We start from the raw sequence: 15,357 nt of genomic DNA on the forward strand, positions 1-15,357 counted from the left end.
TGTTATTTTTTTAGATGATGCTTAACTGCTTTTTTCGGACTTCTTGTTTGTATATTGCTTCCAGCTCTTGCGGTTGATAATGATTATCAATTATACTTCCGATAAGAAGGAGGCGAGTAAAAATTTTAAATACTGATGATAATTTGATGCTCTGGGATTATGCACATATCCGGCTGGTTGATATTCGCCATATGTTGTTTAAGGCCGGCGACAAGCTGACCTCCTATAGGTTCCCGGCTGCAGGTTTTTTATATATGGTTCGCGGCAACGCAGGTTTTCGGCTCAATGGAAATAAACATGCTGCAGAACGTTTTCATATCCTACACAGCGGAAAGGGAGGGCAACTGGATATTGATTGGGTCAGGGAGGAAATGGAGTTTTATTTTATTTTCTATAAAGCTTCGCTTTCGCTAACGTCCGGATCAGGTGTACGTAGACTTTTTGAAAGAAACAGTCCTTTTCAAAAACAATATGAATTTGCTCCGGATGCTCCAGTGGTTTTACTGTCTCAAGTAAAGGAGATGCACCGAAAATGGCTGGACTCAAGTTCACTTGAACGGATTCAGATCAAAGCAATGCTTTATCAATTTGTCTACGAAGTTGAGCGGCAGAGACAGGCATATGGAGTCTATCCCGTCAAGCCGGATCTGGTGGAGCAAGCCGTTCGATACATACGGGAATATTACAGTCAGCCTATTACCTTATCCTCTATTGCAGAGCAGCTTAATTATAGTGTGGCCTATGTGGCGAAGCAGTTCAAAAGCAAGACGGGTACCAGTCTGATTGATTTTCTTATTCGGACGCGAATAGATAAGGCGCAGGAACTGCTACTAAATACCGATGCATCATTGCAGGAGGTTGCCGCCGGAGTGGGGTACACGGACCTGTCCTATTTCATCCGTATTTTCAAGAAAACAACCGGTGTGACTCCGGGTAATTATAAGTCATTGGCCCTAGGCTCTGCCAAAGGATCAGATCGTCCTAAAATCAGGCTAAGATTGTTTAATGCAGGATGGGCTGAGCCAAGTTATATTGTTAATGATCATGATAATCATTATCAATATAGAGGAAAAGGGGATTTACCGATGGTTAGAAATACAAAAATGTCAATGGGAGCAGCGATGCTGTTATGTCTGGTTTTAATGCTTAGTGCTTGCTCTTCAGGGAACAGTCCTGTTAATTCTGCGAATGCTGGCCCTAGTCCGGTATCCTCTGTGCAAACAGAGACAAGTCCACCGGACTCAGCCACCAATTCAAAATCTACAAGAGTATATAAAGACAGTCAGGGGCATGAGGTTGATATTCCAGAGCGTCCACAGCGGATTGTGCTGCAGGGTAATTCGATCGGAGACCTGCTGGCACTCGGGATTCAGCCGGTCGGTGTCGACCGCCGGTTTATTGAAGAATCAGTCTATTTGGACAAGGAGACAACCCCGGCACAGGATATCGGATTTCCTACAAATCTGGAACTTGTTTTGGATCTGGAACCGGATTTAACAATGCTAGGTTATGTGATGGACAAACAATATGAAGAAGTGTCCAAAATATCACCTACTGTTGTATTTGACCAGAGTAAACCCTTGTCTGAGCGTCTGCCTGTCATTGGTGAGATAGTGGGTAAAAAGGCTGAAGCAGAGCAACTGTTGTCCGAATATAATCGCAAGGCCGAGAATATGTGGAGCGGATTGCGTCAGGAAGGCAAACTTGCCGAAGGAGAAACAGCGGTAGTGCTGATTTATTATTGGAACAAGACAATGTATTTGATGAAAACTGGTGGCATTCCTGCACTGCTGTATCAGCCGCAGGGCTACAAAATGTCAGAAGCAGTGAAGGAAATTGAGCCGGCAGAAGGCGCGCCTTATATTGAGGTCTCCCCTGAGCTAATGCATAAGATGCTTATTGGTGACCATTTGTTTGTCATTTATCCGGCCAATGCTGATGCGGAAAATTCCTTTAATGAGTTAATGAAAACTGCGTTGTGGAACTCGCTCCCTGCTGTTAAGAGCGGAAAAGTTACTTTTGTGGAGACCAAATGGAATTATGACGATATGCTGACCAGCAGCATGCTGCTGGATGAGTTCCCTAAACTGCTGACTAAATAAATGAGATCTCAGGTTAACCCTTGACGTGAAGTTTAATGACCGTTTTGAATGAGAGAAGTAAGATTCAACAAAGAAGCAGTGAAGTAACTCGCTGCTTCTTTGTTTTGCTTATAAAGTAGAGGGTGTTGAATATAGGAAAGTAATCGGCTCATTGATTTTTGTTGATTAGCTAGACGCTAAGAGTAGCATCGATTAATCTGAAGAAGTAGAATGCGGGTTATGCTTGAATCGTGCACACAGATAAACGGAGGCTGACTATGACTTACTCACAGATTTGGAACAACTCAGGAAATGAAGCCGATATTCTCTATTTGGAACAGCAGATTGAAACCGTTAAAAAAGAAATAAAACGAGCAGAAGCTGCAGAGCTTCAGGAAATATTGGAACAATCAAATCGTAAGCTGGCTGAACTGGAAGCGAAGCTGGACGAGCTAGAGGATTAGGGGCAAGCCGTCCATCGTACCGCCCATAGAGTGGCTTTTCTGCGCTAGTTTAGGAACAAAACAGCTTGGGGGCTGACTTGACTTAAGTATTTCCTTCTGACCCCTGGCTCGTGTGCTATGTAGAAGTTAAAATAAGCAGATTTGCACCGATGTCTTTATAGTTTTATAATTGTAGCTTACAGAATCGTATTACTGGGAGGAATGGGAAATGGATAAAAATAGAAAATACATGCTTGTCGGTGCGCTTCTGACAGGGGTAGGTGTCTCTTTGATGGCCTATACAGCAAGCCGCTATACTTCGTTTAAACGAATCGTAGCCAATACCATCCGATTGGAAGAAATCGCCTCTCTAGAAATCTCGCGATTGTCTTCAGTTCCCGGTGAAAAGAAAGACATCATTATTACTGATCCTGCTGTTATTGAGCGGATCTTTACTGATTTCTCTCATGTTCAATTAATGAAATCGGCCCGAAATGTCAGTTCTGACAAAAATTTCAGCTATTATATTACGATAGTTCAGGCTGATCGCAAGCAACGATTTGATATTATTCTAAAAAGCAGACAGCATATGATCATCTATGACAATGATTTAAGCAATCCTCACTTGAATGCATATAAAATTATCAGTCCTTATAATCCGCAAGCACTGGAACAGGTTTTTGACTGATTATATAGAAGTGCGCAATGAAGTAATATCGTAGCCCATTTCCTGCATAGCATCCAATCCATATATGATCTCTATTGTCCGGGTGCCGTCCCAGCCTTTAGCCGTTCCATATTCGATCCATTCGCGGATACGCTGTGGATGGTTTAGATTATAGACAACATCAAACCCTCTTTTATGGTTTTGCAGCAGATAGCCTGTATTCAGCGGACAACCGGCTATCGGATCATCCCATGTTAGGATTTGGATGCGTAGCGCGTGGAGCTTTACATTTTTATGATAAACCTTTAATTCAAGCAGACTCCGTTTGTCATGGATTCGCATGCCCAGTATGTAGCTGTATTCCAGTTCCCTGAGCGTGATAGAACGCAGCTTTTTTTTCATAATAATCGCCTCTCATCCCAATAATTTTGTTATCATAGCAAGCATAGGGATATTTTTCAAGCAATCAACAGGGAGGATGTTCATATGAAGTATGAATTTGGGATCATGGCATCCATTACAGAATTGGTGGAGTACCCGGATGAGCAGAATGATGCCTACATTGCGCACCCGAATTTTCAGATCATCATGGATCAATTGGGCATTACAGTACCCGTTGCGGAGATTTATGAACATTTTTTTGCCAACCCTGTTCACAACGGACATGTGCTTGTTTACAGTAATCCAGTGCAGCCAAACGCTTGTATTGTCCTCGACACTTACCGTGATCCGCTGGACCAGCTAGATATGATTTATTTCGGATGGCGCTGTTCGTCCGAGATAGACTTGATCCGCGAGCTGTCCCGGCGTTTTTATGATGAATGTGAATTTGCGGTCCGTTATGAAGAAGGTCAATCCGTACTTTACAAGTTGTTGAAGGAGGATACCTATCCGCGAAAATTTTACTACAATACCGTGTTTGAGCAGCAGTTGAAGCGATACCCGGCAAAATAGGCGATAGAAATACATAACCGAATAACTTAGAAAAAAAACGCGAGTTCAGGGCAGTGCCACCCGGACTCGCGTTTTCTATATATTTGATTTTAAAATGTTCTGCTTCATTCAGGCAATTACTGCGCCGTCAGCAGCTGCTCCAGAATTTCGGAGGGAGCAGCGGATTTGGGCGAACTTTCATTTTTTTGTTGCGAACGGGCACTTAACACAGCAAACTGAGACACAAGGCATAAACAGATTTAGCTTTCATCGTGAGTTCCTTTCAAGCGGTTATTTTGACTTCCAGACGGTAATATTGATGAATTTTGTTGATAATCATTCTCAACGTCAGTGGAAATAAAAACCTATCATAAGACATGATAGGCCTGCGCACAACTATTGTTTGCTGCTGCAAACGGCAATATAATTCAGATCTTTACCCGTCGTATTAAAAAAGGTATACATCTTTTTGAACTGTTCCCGGTTCTCTTTCTTGAGCCCGTTTTTCACAATACGTAGCGCCCCGATAACCCCTTCATCACGAATGAGTCCATTGATACTCATCAAGGACATGGGACCGGTAGCATTGTCTACTTGCTTAAAGCCTGCGGAGTGGAATAATCCCGCCCAATGCCCAACAGACAGTGGCTCGACATTGATGTGAATGGTGCGGCGCAGCTCGGCCAGATGTTCTTCCATATTTTCCTTGGCAAAGGTAATATCATGGGTAAGCAGAATGCCGCCAGGTTTCAGTACCCGATAGTATTCGGCGACTGCCTTTTCCTTCGCAGGCTGGTTAAGCATCGTGAGCATGGCTTCATTAATGACAACGTCAAAGCTCTCATTCTCAAAAGGTAGCTTCAGTGCATTTCCTTGCCGGACACGGATATAGTTTTCCAAGTTGGCATTTTTGATATTTCGGTTTGCTTTTTCCAGCGCCCGCGGGTCCATATCGATGCCGGTAATTTGACAGTGATATTTCCCGGCCAGTTGAATGGAGGTGGTGCACATATTGCAGGCTACCTCCAATACCTGGTTGTCCGTACTCAGATTGGCTTGCTGGATCAGCCAGTTGGTTGCTGCAACGCCGCCGGGCCGCAAACGTTTTTTTCCCAGCCGCGCCAAAAAATTATGGCCTACTTCCTTTTTCATCGCATTCACCCCATTACTTATCCGGCTTGACTACAACCAGAAGCATCTGAAACGCCTCTGTTGCGTGTAGGGCATGCGGAATATTGGCCGGCATAACGAGGGTCTCCCCGGCATGAACAGTGTACTTGTCTTCTCCAATTGTAATTTCCGCTTGCCCGGACAAAATGTTGACCATGGCATCTCCCGGGGAAGAATGTCCCCCAATCGACGAGCCTTTGTCCAGCGAAAGAAGGGTCATTGCCAGATTTGGCCGCTGTACAAGGGTCAGACTGGAAACCTGCTGTTCCTCTATTGTGATGATGTCCTTCAAATCAATGACTGCGGATTGCGGCAGTTTTTTAATGAATAAACCTGTTTCCATTTTGATTACCTCCGTTTTATATACTGATTTGCAGAAATTTGCAGCTGCTGCGGGCGGAATAATCATGCCAAGTGCCCGCTGGGACGATAACGGATGCGCCGGCTGTCAATTGATAGGGCTCTTCCGCCACCAGCAGATGAAGCTCGCCTTCCAGCACATGGATGATTTTAGATTTGGGGGCGGTCTCTGAACTGATGGTCTCCTCCTGATCCATGGCATACAATACCCATTCCGGTTGTGCCGCTGTTTCGGCTGCAGATACGGGCAATGCCAGCACTCGGCTCGCAATACGGTGTGGCTTAACGCTGATCATATCTGTTAAAAAAAATACCTTGCCTGCTGTAATTCCACTCATACGATCCCCCTGTTCAAAGTACAGCATTTTGTTTATTTCCAAATTGCTTGATTGAATGATTCCTGCAATTTGATATAATGAGAATGACCAATGAGAATTATTCTCATTTATTTTATTGTAGCAGAGTATTTATCATGACTCTGTTGCCATGGCAACAGGAGGCTGAGAAAATTGCAGAAATATCTGAGCAGGATACAGAGCACTATTTTGTTTAAGGGGTTCGCGGAGCGGGAGGTGCAGCAAGCGCTGAGCTGTTTGCAGGGCACAATCAAGGATTTTGCGCGGAAGGAGGTTATTTTTAGAAAAGACGATATTCTGGATTCGGCGGGCATTATTATCCATGGCAATGTTCTGCTGTGCAAAGATAATATCTCAGGCATGAGATTTATTTTCTCGGAGCTCGGGGATGGGGAAATCTTTGGCGAAACGGCGCTTCGCCTTGTCCAAGAACACAGCGGCTATGAAGCGGTGGCGGGTTCGGAATGCCGGATTCTGTTTGTCAAAATAAATAAAATTGTCCGGCCCGGCCAGGACACTTGCCATTTAAGGGGCCGGATCATTGAGAATATGCTGACCCTGCTGCTTGAGAACAACCGGTCCATCTATCAAAAGCTGGATCTGGTCTCCCACAAATCGCTGCGGGACCGTATTCTGCATTATTTAGCCCTCCAGACCAAAAAAAACAATTCCGCCTGTTTTGAAATTCCGTTTACCCGCAGCGACCTGGCTGATTATTTGACTGTTGACCGCAGCGCCTTGTCCAGAGAGCTGCAGCGGATGGCGCAGGACGGGCTGATCCGGTTTAATCGAAATCAATTTGAGCTGTTGGACGCGGAGAATCAGCTGCGGATCAGCGATTTTTAGAATAATTCCTCCAAACCTTGAAAAGAGTACGCAGCTAGAAAATGCACTAGAAAAGTATTTGACCGATCTAAACAGCATAAAAGAGGTAGTTGAAGTTAGTTAACTGTTGACTTGAGTTTTGATTTGTTGATTTTAGCTATCTATCGGAGTTACTCATAAATACAAGAGCCCGCGTCGGACGCGGGCTTTTGTATGTTACTCTCCTCCAGTAGCCACCGGGTTCTCCTCATATGAAATCCAATTACTCCGACTACCCGCATACAACTTCCTTTATAGTCTTCCAATTGCCACGATCAACGCCAGAACTACAAAAAAGATATTTACGCCGAGCTCCCGGTACTCTTTTCGCCCAATATGAAACAGCATCCCGAGCAGTGCAACCGCAGCCAAAGCGATCGCGGCGATCAGCGTTAGCAACGGAGCTATGTTCAATGCCCACGGCAAAACAAGGCCCAGCGCTCCGAGTAGCTCCGCGATTCCGATCAGAACAACTAGTCTTTTCGGCACATCATTTACCCAGGCCCATGTCTTTTTTGACGACTCAATACGAACGGTTTTCATCCATCCCGAATATACGAAGCCTGCCGCCAATACGATATGTACGATGCTGTACGGTGAAGAAGACGAAGCAGAGGCAAACGTATCCGACCTTCGGAAAATCGATTTCTTGCCGTAAACGTTTCGGTATATAGCGCAAGCTAAAAAAGCCCGCAAAGATTGCGGGCTTTTCCTTTTCTTAAATATACAAATAAAAACGAACGCTTAACCCTCTCCCGTAGCCACCGGATTCTCCTCATATGAAATCCAATCACTCCAGCTTCCCGCATACAGCTTAACATTCTTGTACCCGGCTTTGCCTAGCGCGAGCACATTAGGGCAGGCACTTACACCTGAACCGCAGTACACAATAATCTCTTGCTCAGGATCAATTCCTTCATAATGCTCTTTCAGCACCTCAGTTGATTTCCAGCGCCCTTGCTCATCGAGAACATCCTTCCAGAACTTATTGATCGCACCAGGAATATGACCTGCCTTCGGATCAATCGGTTCTTCCAAACCTTCATAGCGACGGGACTCGCGGGAATCAATCAATAGTGCGCCACCGGCGTTAACTACATTTTGCACATCTTCCATGCTAGCAAGCATCTTCTTCTGAACATCTGCTTCATACTGGCTAGGAATCCGAACCGCTTGATGATCACTGACGGGGAAGGATGCTTTTTTCCAAGCAGAGTAGCCTTCATCCATTACAAACACACGTTCATGCCCCAAATATTTAAGCATCCACCACAGACGGGAAGCGTAGGCACCACCTTGATCATCATAAGCAACAACAATACTATCTCTGTTAATACCAACCTTACTAAGTGCGGCAGTTAGCTTTGAAATTTCTGGCAGTGGGTGGCGTCCCCCGTGTGAGCTTACAGGAGCGGAGAGTTGTTCTTCCAGATGTAGATAAACTGCGCCGGGAATATGATCTTCTGTATAGGCTTTACGTCCAGCTTCCGGGTCAGTAAGTAAAAAACGGCAATCAACTATAACAAGTTCAGGCTCGTATAACCGAGCAAGCAGCCATCGAGTAGAAACGATCGGTTCCATAAAGTAGCCTTCTTTCCTGTTTAATATGTATGGAGTCATTATAGCGGAAAATAAAAGAGGGCGCACCTTAAGCTTATGGCTTAAACTGCGTCCTCTAAAAATTAGATCAAACGATATCCCGAAGGCAAGTTACCGCTGCTGCGGATATTACGGATTTGTTCGAGGGTTAAGCGTTGGTTAGTAGAAATAATGGACTCCACGTCATTACCTGAAATGAAATCATCCAGATCCCTAATGTTGCGGTTCCCGCGAAGTACACGGAAGTTCCCTCTAAACCGTGTTCTAGTGAAAAGTACCAGTGTAGCATTGCTGCTAGTAGAGAAGAACCGAAGGCTCTCAATACCATCGAGGATGTTGTCCGTATTACGAATACCCAGGTTGCCAGTATATATTCTACGGCGTCCATTGAAGTTTTCTTCATCGTACACGGTCAAGCGAGGGTAAGTCTGCGATACATGAACTTCTTTTTTCATTTGTAATTCCTCCTTTGTTATCTAATCTATGTTCATATAAATTTTTTGCTTGGCTAATAGTCTAATAGAAAGCCCTTATTTGCATTAACTTATCATTTTGGGCTTTACTTCAATAACATATTAGTGTACTATTCAACTATAACACTGACACAATAAAACGAATGAACAATACATTAGTTGGCAGGGAGGATCCGCATGAAACAGGGGAGTGGTGTAGAGATGAAAGATTCAGTCGTTCTGCAAATGAATGAGGTAAGTAAGATTATCAAAGGAAGACCGATTGTGGATAAGCTGACATTTGATATCCGTAAGGGTGAAATTGTTGGGTTGTTAGGTCCAAACGGTGCAGGTAAGACCACAACGATTCGAATGATGACGGGTTTAATACGGATGAGTGAAGGCGATGTGATTATCCAAGGTCACAGTGTAAGGAATGATTTTAAGCAGGCGATTGGCCATATCGGTGCGATAATTGAGAATCCAGAGTTTTATCCGTATATGACTGGACTTGATAATCTGAAGCAGTACCAAAGAATGACGGATAATATTGAGGCTGGCAGAATAGATGAGGTTGTAGAACTGGTAGGACTTCAAGAAGCGATGAATAAAAAAGTAAAGGCTTATTCGCTGGGCATGCGCCAACGTCTAGGGATTGCTCAGGCGCTACTCAATCGGCCCAAGTTATTGATTTTAGATGAGCCTACGAACGGACTTGATCCGGCTGGAATACGGGAAATGCGTGATTATATGCGTACCATCGCCGAAGTGGAAGGCATCTCTATTCTAATTTCCAGCCACTTGCTCACTGAAATTGAACAAATATGCCATCGGGCTATCGTAATCCAGAATGGTAAGCTGGTAACCGTAACTGCGATTGGTGAAGAGCAGGAAGCAACCGCACAAGTAAAGCTAACCATCCGTGTAGGATCGGTTGAAGCGGCGATAAACCTCTTGGAGCGTTTAGATTATGCGGAATTGGCCTCCATGGACAGCGCTCGTTCTGAAGTGATAGTAAGTCTGCTTGATAGCAGAGTACCGGAGCTTGTATCTGCTTTTAGTGATGAAGGTGTGGGAATTTTCCGGATTACGGAGAATAAACAGAGTCTTGAGGAAGATTTCTTGAAATGGACAGGAGGAAACCGCATTGCGTAACTTCAATAATCTTATTGTTAATGAATGGCTCAAGATCTCAAAGAAACGCACATTTATTGTGCCATATGTGATATTAATTCTATTATCCCTGCTATTAGGTTATATTGTTCATTCTGTTTCACCTGACATGTTTGAATCAGCTTATGATTTTTCAGCTATGATGCTGCTTTCCCAAGGGATTGGCCAAGTGATTACAATTCTTGCGATCATCGGAACAGCAGGTATTGTCTCAAAAGAGTATAGTCAAGGAACCATTAAGTTCCTGCTTATCCGCGCCAGAAGCCGTACAGCAATCCTCGCATCCAAATATGTGGTTGTACTGTTGTATGCTTTGACTTTGACTGTCATTGGAGGTATAGCCGTTTTTGGAACAGGGGCTTTGTGGTTTGGACTAAGTGGTGGAGAAGCGGGTATGAGTGAGATGCTTACAAACCTATTGTATAATCTCGTTAGTACAGTTGTGTATGGAACACTTGCTTTTATGCTGGGGATATTGACCACTTCAACGGGAGTAACGATTGGGGCTACTATGTTTGCGTTAATGATAGACAAATTGATTATTTCTCGTGATTTTTACAAATATGTTCTGTTTCCAAACTTAAATTTAGCTGCTTATGAAGGTGGAGGAGCACCTATGCCTGGAATGACACTGACCTTTTCCATCGTGATGCTTGCCGTATACACAGTTGTCTTTCTTCTCATAGGTTTCTCCGTCTTTAGACGAAGGGATGTTGCTTAATCATGACAATCGAATTCGATAACAACCTGCCGATTTATATCCAGATCATGAATTACATCAAAGGTGAAATCGTCACAGGTAAGCTGAAACCAGGAGATAAAATCCTCTCGGTACGAGAACTTGCCAGTGAGCTGCAGATTAATCCGAATACGGTGCAAAGAACTTTTCAGGAACTGGAGCGTGAAGAAATCGTGGAAACCCGGCGTGGAATGGGAAGATACGTCACAAGTAATGAAGGTACTATCCTGACTATCAAAAAAGAAATGGCAAAAGATGTGCTGGATCGTTTCATTCGTGGTATGCAGGATCTTGGCTTTCAAGGCGAAGATATTTTAGCGGCGGTGGCGGAGAATATCCGCAATAAGGATGGAGAATAGGGGGATACGCAAGTTGGAAAATATACTTGAGGTTCATGAAGTTACAAAAAAATATAGTTCCAAGCATGCCCTCCGCGAGGTATCTTTTAATCTGAGTGCGGGTAAGATCACGGGACTGTTAGGCAGTAACGGCAGCGGCAAAAGTACACTTATGAAAATCATCGCCGGGCTGTCACAGCCTACGACCGGTCGTGTATCGGTCATTGGGGGTTCTGTAGGAACAGAGAGTAAAGCGGTGGTATCGTTTATGCCTGATAAGCCGCTTACAGAATCTTGGATGAGTGTTTCTGATGCTCTAAAGTTCCAAACTGACTTCTATCCTGATTTTGATCTGACTAAAGCCTCGCGAATGCTGGAGTTTATGAAACTAAGAGCGCAAGATAAGGTAAAGGACCTGTCCAAAGGGATGAATGAACGTTTACAGCTTACACTTGCTATATCACGCCGAGCTAGCCTTTATTTGCTGGATGAACCCATTGGTGGTGTAGATCCGGTAGCTAGAACAAAAATTCTTAATGCATTGGTAGAGTTTTATGAAGAGGACAGTACCATTCTCTTATCAACCCATTTAGTATCGGATATTGAGCGGATCTTTGATGATGTGATTTTTATAAAAGAGGGAGAAATTGTGATGCATACGGCGGTAGAGGATATCCGGCTTCGCCAAGGCAAAAGCATAGATGAACTGTTCAGAGAGGTGTACGCAGAATGCTAAAGCTAGTGAAGTACGATTTTAGACGAGATAGGGATAAGTTCCTTGCTGTTTTTGTAATCATAATTCTGGCGCAGATCGGGTTGGGGTTCACCAAATTGCATGACTATGAAAGGTTTATTTTGAACGGATTAACTTATGTCATCGCAGGGCTGATCTTTCTTGTCATGGCAGCACGAACCTTTTTTAACAATATAAATTCCTACAATCGTCGCCTATTGCCCGTAAGAACCCTGAACACAGTCCTTTCTCCGTTAGTACTTTTTTTAGCTCTGCTGCTGGGTATTATTTTAATAGCTTTGATGCATTTAGGCGTGTATCTCTCGATGTATTCCACATTAGTTCTTCCAGAGAATTTCTGGACAGTGGGATTGTTAGTTCTTTTGCAGGCATATTGGTTTGCCGGTTATATCATGCTTACCTTGATGGTCTCCATTACGGTTGCGCGAAGTGTGAAATTTAAGGGGCGAGTATGGATTGGTCTGGCCACTGCGTATTTGTTACAGAATGGAATATCCTATTTGGAATATTTGATTTTCAAAAGTAACTTCACTGCTTGGGAAAGTGTATTCCAGTTCGAGGTCATAGCTGAGACGGATACCCGAAGTGGGATACAGCTTACACAGGGTCACTTGAATCTAGCTCCTCTTCTATTTGAAGCGGTGATAGCAGTTCTCCTTATAGCAGTCATCATCAAGCTCGTTAAAAAAAGAGTGGACGCCTAACCACATGGCGGAATAGTTTTTAGAACGGAGGCAGAGCGATTTAGCTTTGTCTTCGTTTTTGTGCAAAAAAAAGACGTCCTTCTAAGTGAAGGGCATCTGTTATGGTAAGTTCTACAGACCTTCAACCCGAAGGGTGGCGGTCCATGTCTCAAGCTCTCTTATTAGGCGGTCTTCCTCATTTTCGTCCAAGCGGAATTTAACTCCATATTGATATTGGCCAAGTCCAAACATCCAACCCCAACGGGCGCTGCATAAGAGCTGAAGCTTCTCTTCATTTAATCGAAGATGAATAATAAGCCTGGTATCTCTTGCCGTGAATCGAAGATTCAAAGGGGTGCGTACTTTACAACCCGAACGGCTAAGATCGAGTAATACAGCCTCTGTTAACTTTCCAGCACCTGGACCGGAATTGTTAAGCGGAACTTCAATCCAGCATTCAAGCGGATGGTTCATAACATAACGGAATGGTTCTTTCCTGCTGGACACATCCATAATTTACCTCCCCATTGTTTATTTGCTATTATATCGAAAGGGAATGTTGAGAACAATCTACTAAAGTGCTATTTTTAATTAAGAATTAATTTTTTTAATACTGATGAAGGTGATGAGACTTATATGTACCAATACCTTAATGAAACGTTCCGTAATCACAATTTTGACCAAGGAAGCTTGCAGGATGGTGAGTTAAATAACTGCACATTCGAGCAATGCTCCTTCAAAGGCACTTCTATGGAAGAGATGAACTCTATTGGCTGTCGATTTATTGATTGTGATTTTACAGGAGCCATGCTTAATGCGTCTCACCATAAAGGTTCAGCTTTTACCAATTGTAAATTTACGGGAGCGAACCTGTTTGTATCTAAATTTGAAGATTGCAAGATGGTAGGATCGGATTTCTCAAACGCTTATTTGGACGGAATCTCGCTGCTTGGAGGGGACTGGTCGTACACGAACCTTAGACATACCAATCTAAGCAGACAGGATCTGCGGGGGATTCGATTTACAGAAGCGGATTTAATGGGCTGTAATTTGCAAAAAAGTGACTTGCGTGGAGCGGATTTGAGCCGTGTACAATTGTCTCAATGCAAGCTTAAGGGAGCGGATATGCGGGAAGCGATTGTTGAAGGCATTGATTTAAAGAGTCTGGATCTACAGGGAGTGCGGATGGATATGGAACAGGCGGTACTCTTGGCACGTTCATTTGGGGCAAAAGTAGGGAATTAGTAAATAGGGGCATCAGTTGCTAGTACTTTAGCGATGGGTGCTCTTTTTAATTGAATTTGAAGGATTTCATCAGGAAAGATGCCTAAAGACCTCCGCTAGCAAACCAATGCTTAGAGCGGAGGTGGTGGCAAACGCAGATTATTATAATTAACTCACTGCTGAACCTATGTATTATTGCATATGAAATATTATGCGTTAACGTAACCGTTTTCTGGGTTTTGCCCACCATTTGATCCATAAGAATCCATCATCATCACGAAAAAACTTTATACCTACCCAGCGTAAGGGTGTCCATACTTCTTTAAAATAATATGAAGGCATAGTCTGTTAGACCCTCCTATATAGTAAATTATTACTATATATTACGCTAATTCTACGGGATTCACAAGCTAGATTTACTAATAATTACATATTGTCCGGGTAAAATGAGGTGAAAATGCATTATGCAGGACCTAAGGCACCGCTTGTGCTACCGAGAAGTGCACCCCTCCATTTCACATATACGCTCCAAGCTTCACCATTATCCAATAAGCTTTTGCAGGTATACAGCCCTTCCTCGATAGAGTTGACCTTTCCAGCTAGATGTAATCTTGCTGCACCGTTCAGCAGAGTTTGATTATAGAAAGCCATGTGACCGCCGCCCTGTAGAACTGCCTCAGCTGTCATTAGCTGTTGATGTGGTGTCCAATGGACTTCAGGAACAATTGTATCCAAACCAAATCCTTCCGGATCAATAATATCAAGAGCCGCCACACCGTTCTCGACAGTGTAAACGCGGGTAGGTCGGTCGATGAAAAGATCCTCGGAGCCTTCCACCCCTTGGACAATTAACGCCTTTTGATAACCAAGCTTTATGAGTAATCTAGATAATCGGTCAAAGACTGTATTATGGTATATCCCGAAGATAATAAAAGGAGAGCAGGCGTAGTCAATCAGCTTCTCGGCGGTGTTGAATAAGGTTCTCATACCAATTTCCTCACGGATGCTGCGAAGGTCGCCTAGAGGAGGGCACCATTCTTCAGCATCGGCAAATAGTACATTACTCTTGTTAGCAGCTGCAATGGCTTTTGTACGTTCTAGCGCAGTTTTCTCAATCCCAGATTGATAGATGATATCTTGTAAAGTGATTCCCCATTTAGGAGGCAGAGAAGCAGTACCGTGTAGTGTGACTGGCAGTCCGGCCGCGGACAATAGAAATGCAGTGGGAAAAGTTGCGATGAATGAGGATTTTCTACCATCATAGGGTCCGGCGCAATCAAGACCTTCCGCAAAAAGGGGTTCGCGATGCGCATATTTACGTAAAACGTAGACGAAAGCTTCAAGTTCTTCTACGCTTTCTAGCTTAATCCGCTCAGCAGCCAGAAAGGCTCCAATCTGAGCAGGAGATGCTGTTCGTCCGAGTATAGATTCTGCGGCATATGTAGACTCTTCATAATTTAAATCTCGGGCGCCTCTTTTGCCTCGGGCGACTTCTTTTAAAATGTTGATCATAGGTATATT

Annotated in this window: 20 protein-coding genes; 11 read left to right on the plus strand and 9 right to left on the minus strand. The window is 43.8% G+C overall.

Features of this window, described 5'->3' with window-relative positions; all coding sequences use genetic code 11:
• Positions 1-146: 146 nt before the first annotated feature.
• The 3 genes from MKZ16_RS14230 to MKZ16_RS14240 all read left to right on the plus strand — a co-directional run bounded on the left by MKZ16_RS14230 (position 147) and on the right by MKZ16_RS14240 (position 3,212).
• Positions 147-2,102, plus strand: a complete 1,956-nt coding sequence (locus tag MKZ16_RS14230) for an AraC family transcriptional regulator (protein ID WP_076104279.1) — start codon at positions 147-149, stop codon at positions 2,100-2,102.
• Between the two features lie 257 nt (positions 2,103-2,359).
• Entirely contained in the window at positions 2,360-2,545 is a 186-nt protein-coding gene (locus MKZ16_RS14235; protein WP_036686420.1) for a hypothetical protein, read from the plus strand.
• Between the two features lie 208 nt (positions 2,546-2,753).
• On the plus strand, positions 2,754-3,212 hold the full coding sequence (locus tag MKZ16_RS14240; RefSeq protein ID WP_076101754.1) for a hypothetical protein: 459 nt from the start codon (positions 2,754-2,756) through the stop codon (positions 3,210-3,212).
• Here the strand turns inward: MKZ16_RS14240 and MKZ16_RS14245 are convergent, their stop codons facing one another.
• Positions 3,213-3,593 (minus strand): hypothetical protein, encoded by a 381-nt coding sequence (locus MKZ16_RS14245; protein WP_076104278.1) that lies wholly within the window; start codon positions 3,591-3,593, stop codon positions 3,213-3,215.
• Between the two features lie 84 nt (positions 3,594-3,677).
• On the opposite strand from MKZ16_RS14245, the gene MKZ16_RS14250 reads away from it, so the two are divergent.
• Positions 3,678-4,145 carry a hypothetical protein gene (locus MKZ16_RS14250; RefSeq protein WP_076104277.1) on the plus strand — a complete coding sequence of 156 codons (468 nt, stop codon included), beginning with the start codon at positions 3,678-3,680 and terminating at the stop codon, positions 4,143-4,145.
• A 375-nt stretch (positions 4,146-4,520) separates the two neighbouring features.
• Here the strand turns inward: MKZ16_RS14250 and MKZ16_RS14255 are convergent, their stop codons facing one another.
• The 3 genes from MKZ16_RS14255 to MKZ16_RS14265 are packed head-to-tail and all read right to left on the minus strand — an operon-like array spanning position 4,521 to position 5,992.
• Positions 4,521-5,276, minus strand: coding sequence for a class I SAM-dependent methyltransferase (locus MKZ16_RS14255; protein WP_076104276.1), 756 nt, complete (start codon positions 5,274-5,276; stop codon positions 4,521-4,523).
• A gap of 13 nt (positions 5,277-5,289) precedes the next feature.
• A complete protein-coding gene (locus tag MKZ16_RS14260) occupies positions 5,290-5,637 on the minus strand; it encodes a cupin domain-containing protein (protein ID WP_036686430.1) in 348 nt (115 codons plus the stop codon).
• A gap of 16 nt (positions 5,638-5,653) precedes the next feature.
• On the minus strand, positions 5,654-5,992 hold the full coding sequence (locus MKZ16_RS14265; RefSeq protein WP_076104275.1) for a cupin domain-containing protein: 339 nt from the start codon (positions 5,990-5,992) through the stop codon (positions 5,654-5,656).
• A 171-nt stretch (positions 5,993-6,163) separates the two neighbouring features.
• Between MKZ16_RS14265 and MKZ16_RS14270 the strand changes: the two genes are divergently transcribed.
• Positions 6,164-6,856 carry a Crp/Fnr family transcriptional regulator gene (locus MKZ16_RS14270; protein WP_076104274.1) on the plus strand — a complete coding sequence of 231 codons (693 nt, stop codon included), beginning with the start codon at positions 6,164-6,166 and terminating at the stop codon, positions 6,854-6,856.
• A 270-nt stretch (positions 6,857-7,126) separates the two neighbouring features.
• Here the strand turns inward: MKZ16_RS14270 and MKZ16_RS14275 are convergent, their stop codons facing one another.
• The 3 genes from MKZ16_RS14275 to MKZ16_RS14285 form a co-directional block, all read right to left on the minus strand.
• Positions 7,127-7,516, minus strand: coding sequence for a DoxX family protein (locus tag MKZ16_RS14275; protein WP_306019493.1), 390 nt, complete (start codon positions 7,514-7,516; stop codon positions 7,127-7,129).
• Between the two features lie 102 nt (positions 7,517-7,618).
• Positions 7,619-8,455 carry a sulfurtransferase gene (locus MKZ16_RS14280; protein WP_076104273.1) on the minus strand — a complete coding sequence of 279 codons (837 nt, stop codon included), beginning with the start codon at positions 8,453-8,455 and terminating at the stop codon, positions 7,619-7,621.
• A 101-nt stretch (positions 8,456-8,556) separates the two neighbouring features.
• The gene (locus tag MKZ16_RS14285; RefSeq protein WP_036686439.1) at positions 8,557-8,928 is read right to left on the minus strand and encodes a hypothetical protein; all 372 of its coding nucleotides are present in this window, start codon (positions 8,926-8,928) and stop codon (positions 8,557-8,559) included.
• Positions 8,929-9,123: 195 nt separating this feature from the next.
• On the opposite strand from MKZ16_RS14285, the gene MKZ16_RS14290 reads away from it, so the two are divergent.
• From MKZ16_RS14290 to MKZ16_RS14310, 5 genes are read left to right on the plus strand one after another with little or no spacing between them, the layout of a single operon-like run.
• Positions 9,124-10,080, plus strand: a complete 957-nt coding sequence (locus tag MKZ16_RS14290) for an ABC transporter ATP-binding protein (protein WP_235219535.1) — start codon at positions 9,124-9,126, stop codon at positions 10,078-10,080.
• A complete protein-coding gene (locus MKZ16_RS14295) occupies positions 10,073-10,819 on the plus strand; it encodes an ABC transporter permease (protein WP_076104272.1) in 747 nt (248 codons plus the stop codon). The genes MKZ16_RS14290 and MKZ16_RS14295 overlap by 8 nt, the downstream gene beginning before the upstream one ends.
• 2 nt (positions 10,820-10,821) lie before the next feature.
• Positions 10,822-11,196 carry a GntR family transcriptional regulator gene (locus MKZ16_RS14300; protein ID WP_036686443.1) on the plus strand — a complete coding sequence of 125 codons (375 nt, stop codon included), beginning with the start codon at positions 10,822-10,824 and terminating at the stop codon, positions 11,194-11,196.
• Positions 11,197-11,209: 13 nt separating this feature from the next.
• Positions 11,210-11,911: an ABC transporter ATP-binding protein gene (locus MKZ16_RS14305; RefSeq protein ID WP_179089993.1), complete on the plus strand. Its 702-nt coding sequence runs from the start codon at positions 11,210-11,212 to the stop codon at positions 11,909-11,911.
• Entirely contained in the window at positions 11,905-12,633 is a 729-nt protein-coding gene (locus MKZ16_RS14310) for a hypothetical protein (RefSeq protein ID WP_076104270.1), read from the plus strand. The genes MKZ16_RS14305 and MKZ16_RS14310 overlap by 7 nt, the downstream gene beginning before the upstream one ends.
• 111 nt (positions 12,634-12,744) lie before the next feature.
• Here the strand turns inward: MKZ16_RS14310 and MKZ16_RS14315 are convergent, their stop codons facing one another.
• Complete coding sequence (locus MKZ16_RS14315; RefSeq protein ID WP_036686449.1) at positions 12,745-13,125, minus strand: PilZ domain-containing protein; 381 nt, start codon at positions 13,123-13,125, stop codon at positions 12,745-12,747.
• A gap of 123 nt (positions 13,126-13,248) precedes the next feature.
• On the opposite strand from MKZ16_RS14315, the gene MKZ16_RS14320 reads away from it, so the two are divergent.
• A complete protein-coding gene (locus MKZ16_RS14320; RefSeq protein WP_036686451.1) occupies positions 13,249-13,857 on the plus strand; it encodes a pentapeptide repeat-containing protein in 609 nt (202 codons plus the stop codon).
• Positions 13,858-14,298: 441 nt separating this feature from the next.
• Here the strand turns inward: MKZ16_RS14320 and MKZ16_RS14325 are convergent, their stop codons facing one another.
• Positions 14,299-15,354, minus strand: coding sequence for an anthranilate phosphoribosyltransferase (locus MKZ16_RS14325; RefSeq protein ID WP_038570583.1), 1,056 nt, complete (start codon positions 15,352-15,354; stop codon positions 14,299-14,301).
• Positions 15,355-15,357 lie beyond the last annotated feature (3 nt).

It is taken from the genome of Paenibacillus sp. FSL R5-0928 (genome assembly GCF_037970385.1).
In the GTDB taxonomy this organism is placed as follows: Bacteria; Bacillota; Bacilli; order Paenibacillales; family Paenibacillaceae; genus Paenibacillus_AQ; species Paenibacillus_AQ odorifer.

What these genes read in the sequence shown, in the direction of transcription:
- MKZ16_RS14230 (WP_076104279.1), top strand. Translation starts at nt 147, where the DNA reads ATGCTCTGGGATTATGCACATATCCGGCTGGTTGATATTCGCCATATG.
- MKZ16_RS14235 (WP_036686420.1), top strand. Translation starts at nt 2,360, where the DNA reads ATGACTTACTCACAGATTTGGAACAACTCAGGAAATGAAGCCGATATT.
- MKZ16_RS14240 (WP_076101754.1), top strand. Translation starts at nt 2,754, where the DNA reads ATGGATAAAAATAGAAAATACATGCTTGTCGGTGCGCTTCTGACAGGG.
- MKZ16_RS14245 (WP_076104278.1), bottom strand. Translation starts at nt 3,593, where the DNA reads ATGAAAAAAAAGCTGCGTTCTATCACGCTCAGGGAACTGGAATACAGC.
- MKZ16_RS14250 (WP_076104277.1), top strand. Translation starts at nt 3,678, where the DNA reads ATGAAGTATGAATTTGGGATCATGGCATCCATTACAGAATTGGTGGAG.
- MKZ16_RS14255 (WP_076104276.1), bottom strand. Translation starts at nt 5,276, where the DNA reads ATGAAAAAGGAAGTAGGCCATAATTTTTTGGCGCGGCTGGGAAAAAAA.
- MKZ16_RS14260 (WP_036686430.1), bottom strand. Translation starts at nt 5,637, where the DNA reads ATGGAAACAGGTTTATTCATTAAAAAACTGCCGCAATCCGCAGTCATT.
- MKZ16_RS14265 (WP_076104275.1), bottom strand. Translation starts at nt 5,992, where the DNA reads ATGAGTGGAATTACAGCAGGCAAGGTATTTTTTTTAACAGATATGATC.
- MKZ16_RS14280 (WP_076104273.1), bottom strand. Translation starts at nt 8,455, where the DNA reads ATGGAACCGATCGTTTCTACTCGATGGCTGCTTGCTCGGTTATACGAG.
- MKZ16_RS14285 (WP_036686439.1), bottom strand. Translation starts at nt 8,928, where the DNA reads ATGAAAAAAGAAGTTCATGTATCGCAGACTTACCCTCGCTTGACCGTG.
- MKZ16_RS14290 (WP_235219535.1), top strand. Translation starts at nt 9,124, where the DNA reads ATGAAACAGGGGAGTGGTGTAGAGATGAAAGATTCAGTCGTTCTGCAA.
- MKZ16_RS14300 (WP_036686443.1), top strand. Translation starts at nt 10,822, where the DNA reads ATGACAATCGAATTCGATAACAACCTGCCGATTTATATCCAGATCATG.
- MKZ16_RS14310 (WP_076104270.1), top strand. Translation starts at nt 11,905, where the DNA reads ATGCTAAAGCTAGTGAAGTACGATTTTAGACGAGATAGGGATAAGTTC.
- MKZ16_RS14315 (WP_036686449.1), bottom strand. Translation starts at nt 13,125, where the DNA reads ATGGATGTGTCCAGCAGGAAAGAACCATTCCGTTATGTTATGAACCAT.
- MKZ16_RS14320 (WP_036686451.1), top strand. Translation starts at nt 13,249, where the DNA reads ATGTACCAATACCTTAATGAAACGTTCCGTAATCACAATTTTGACCAA.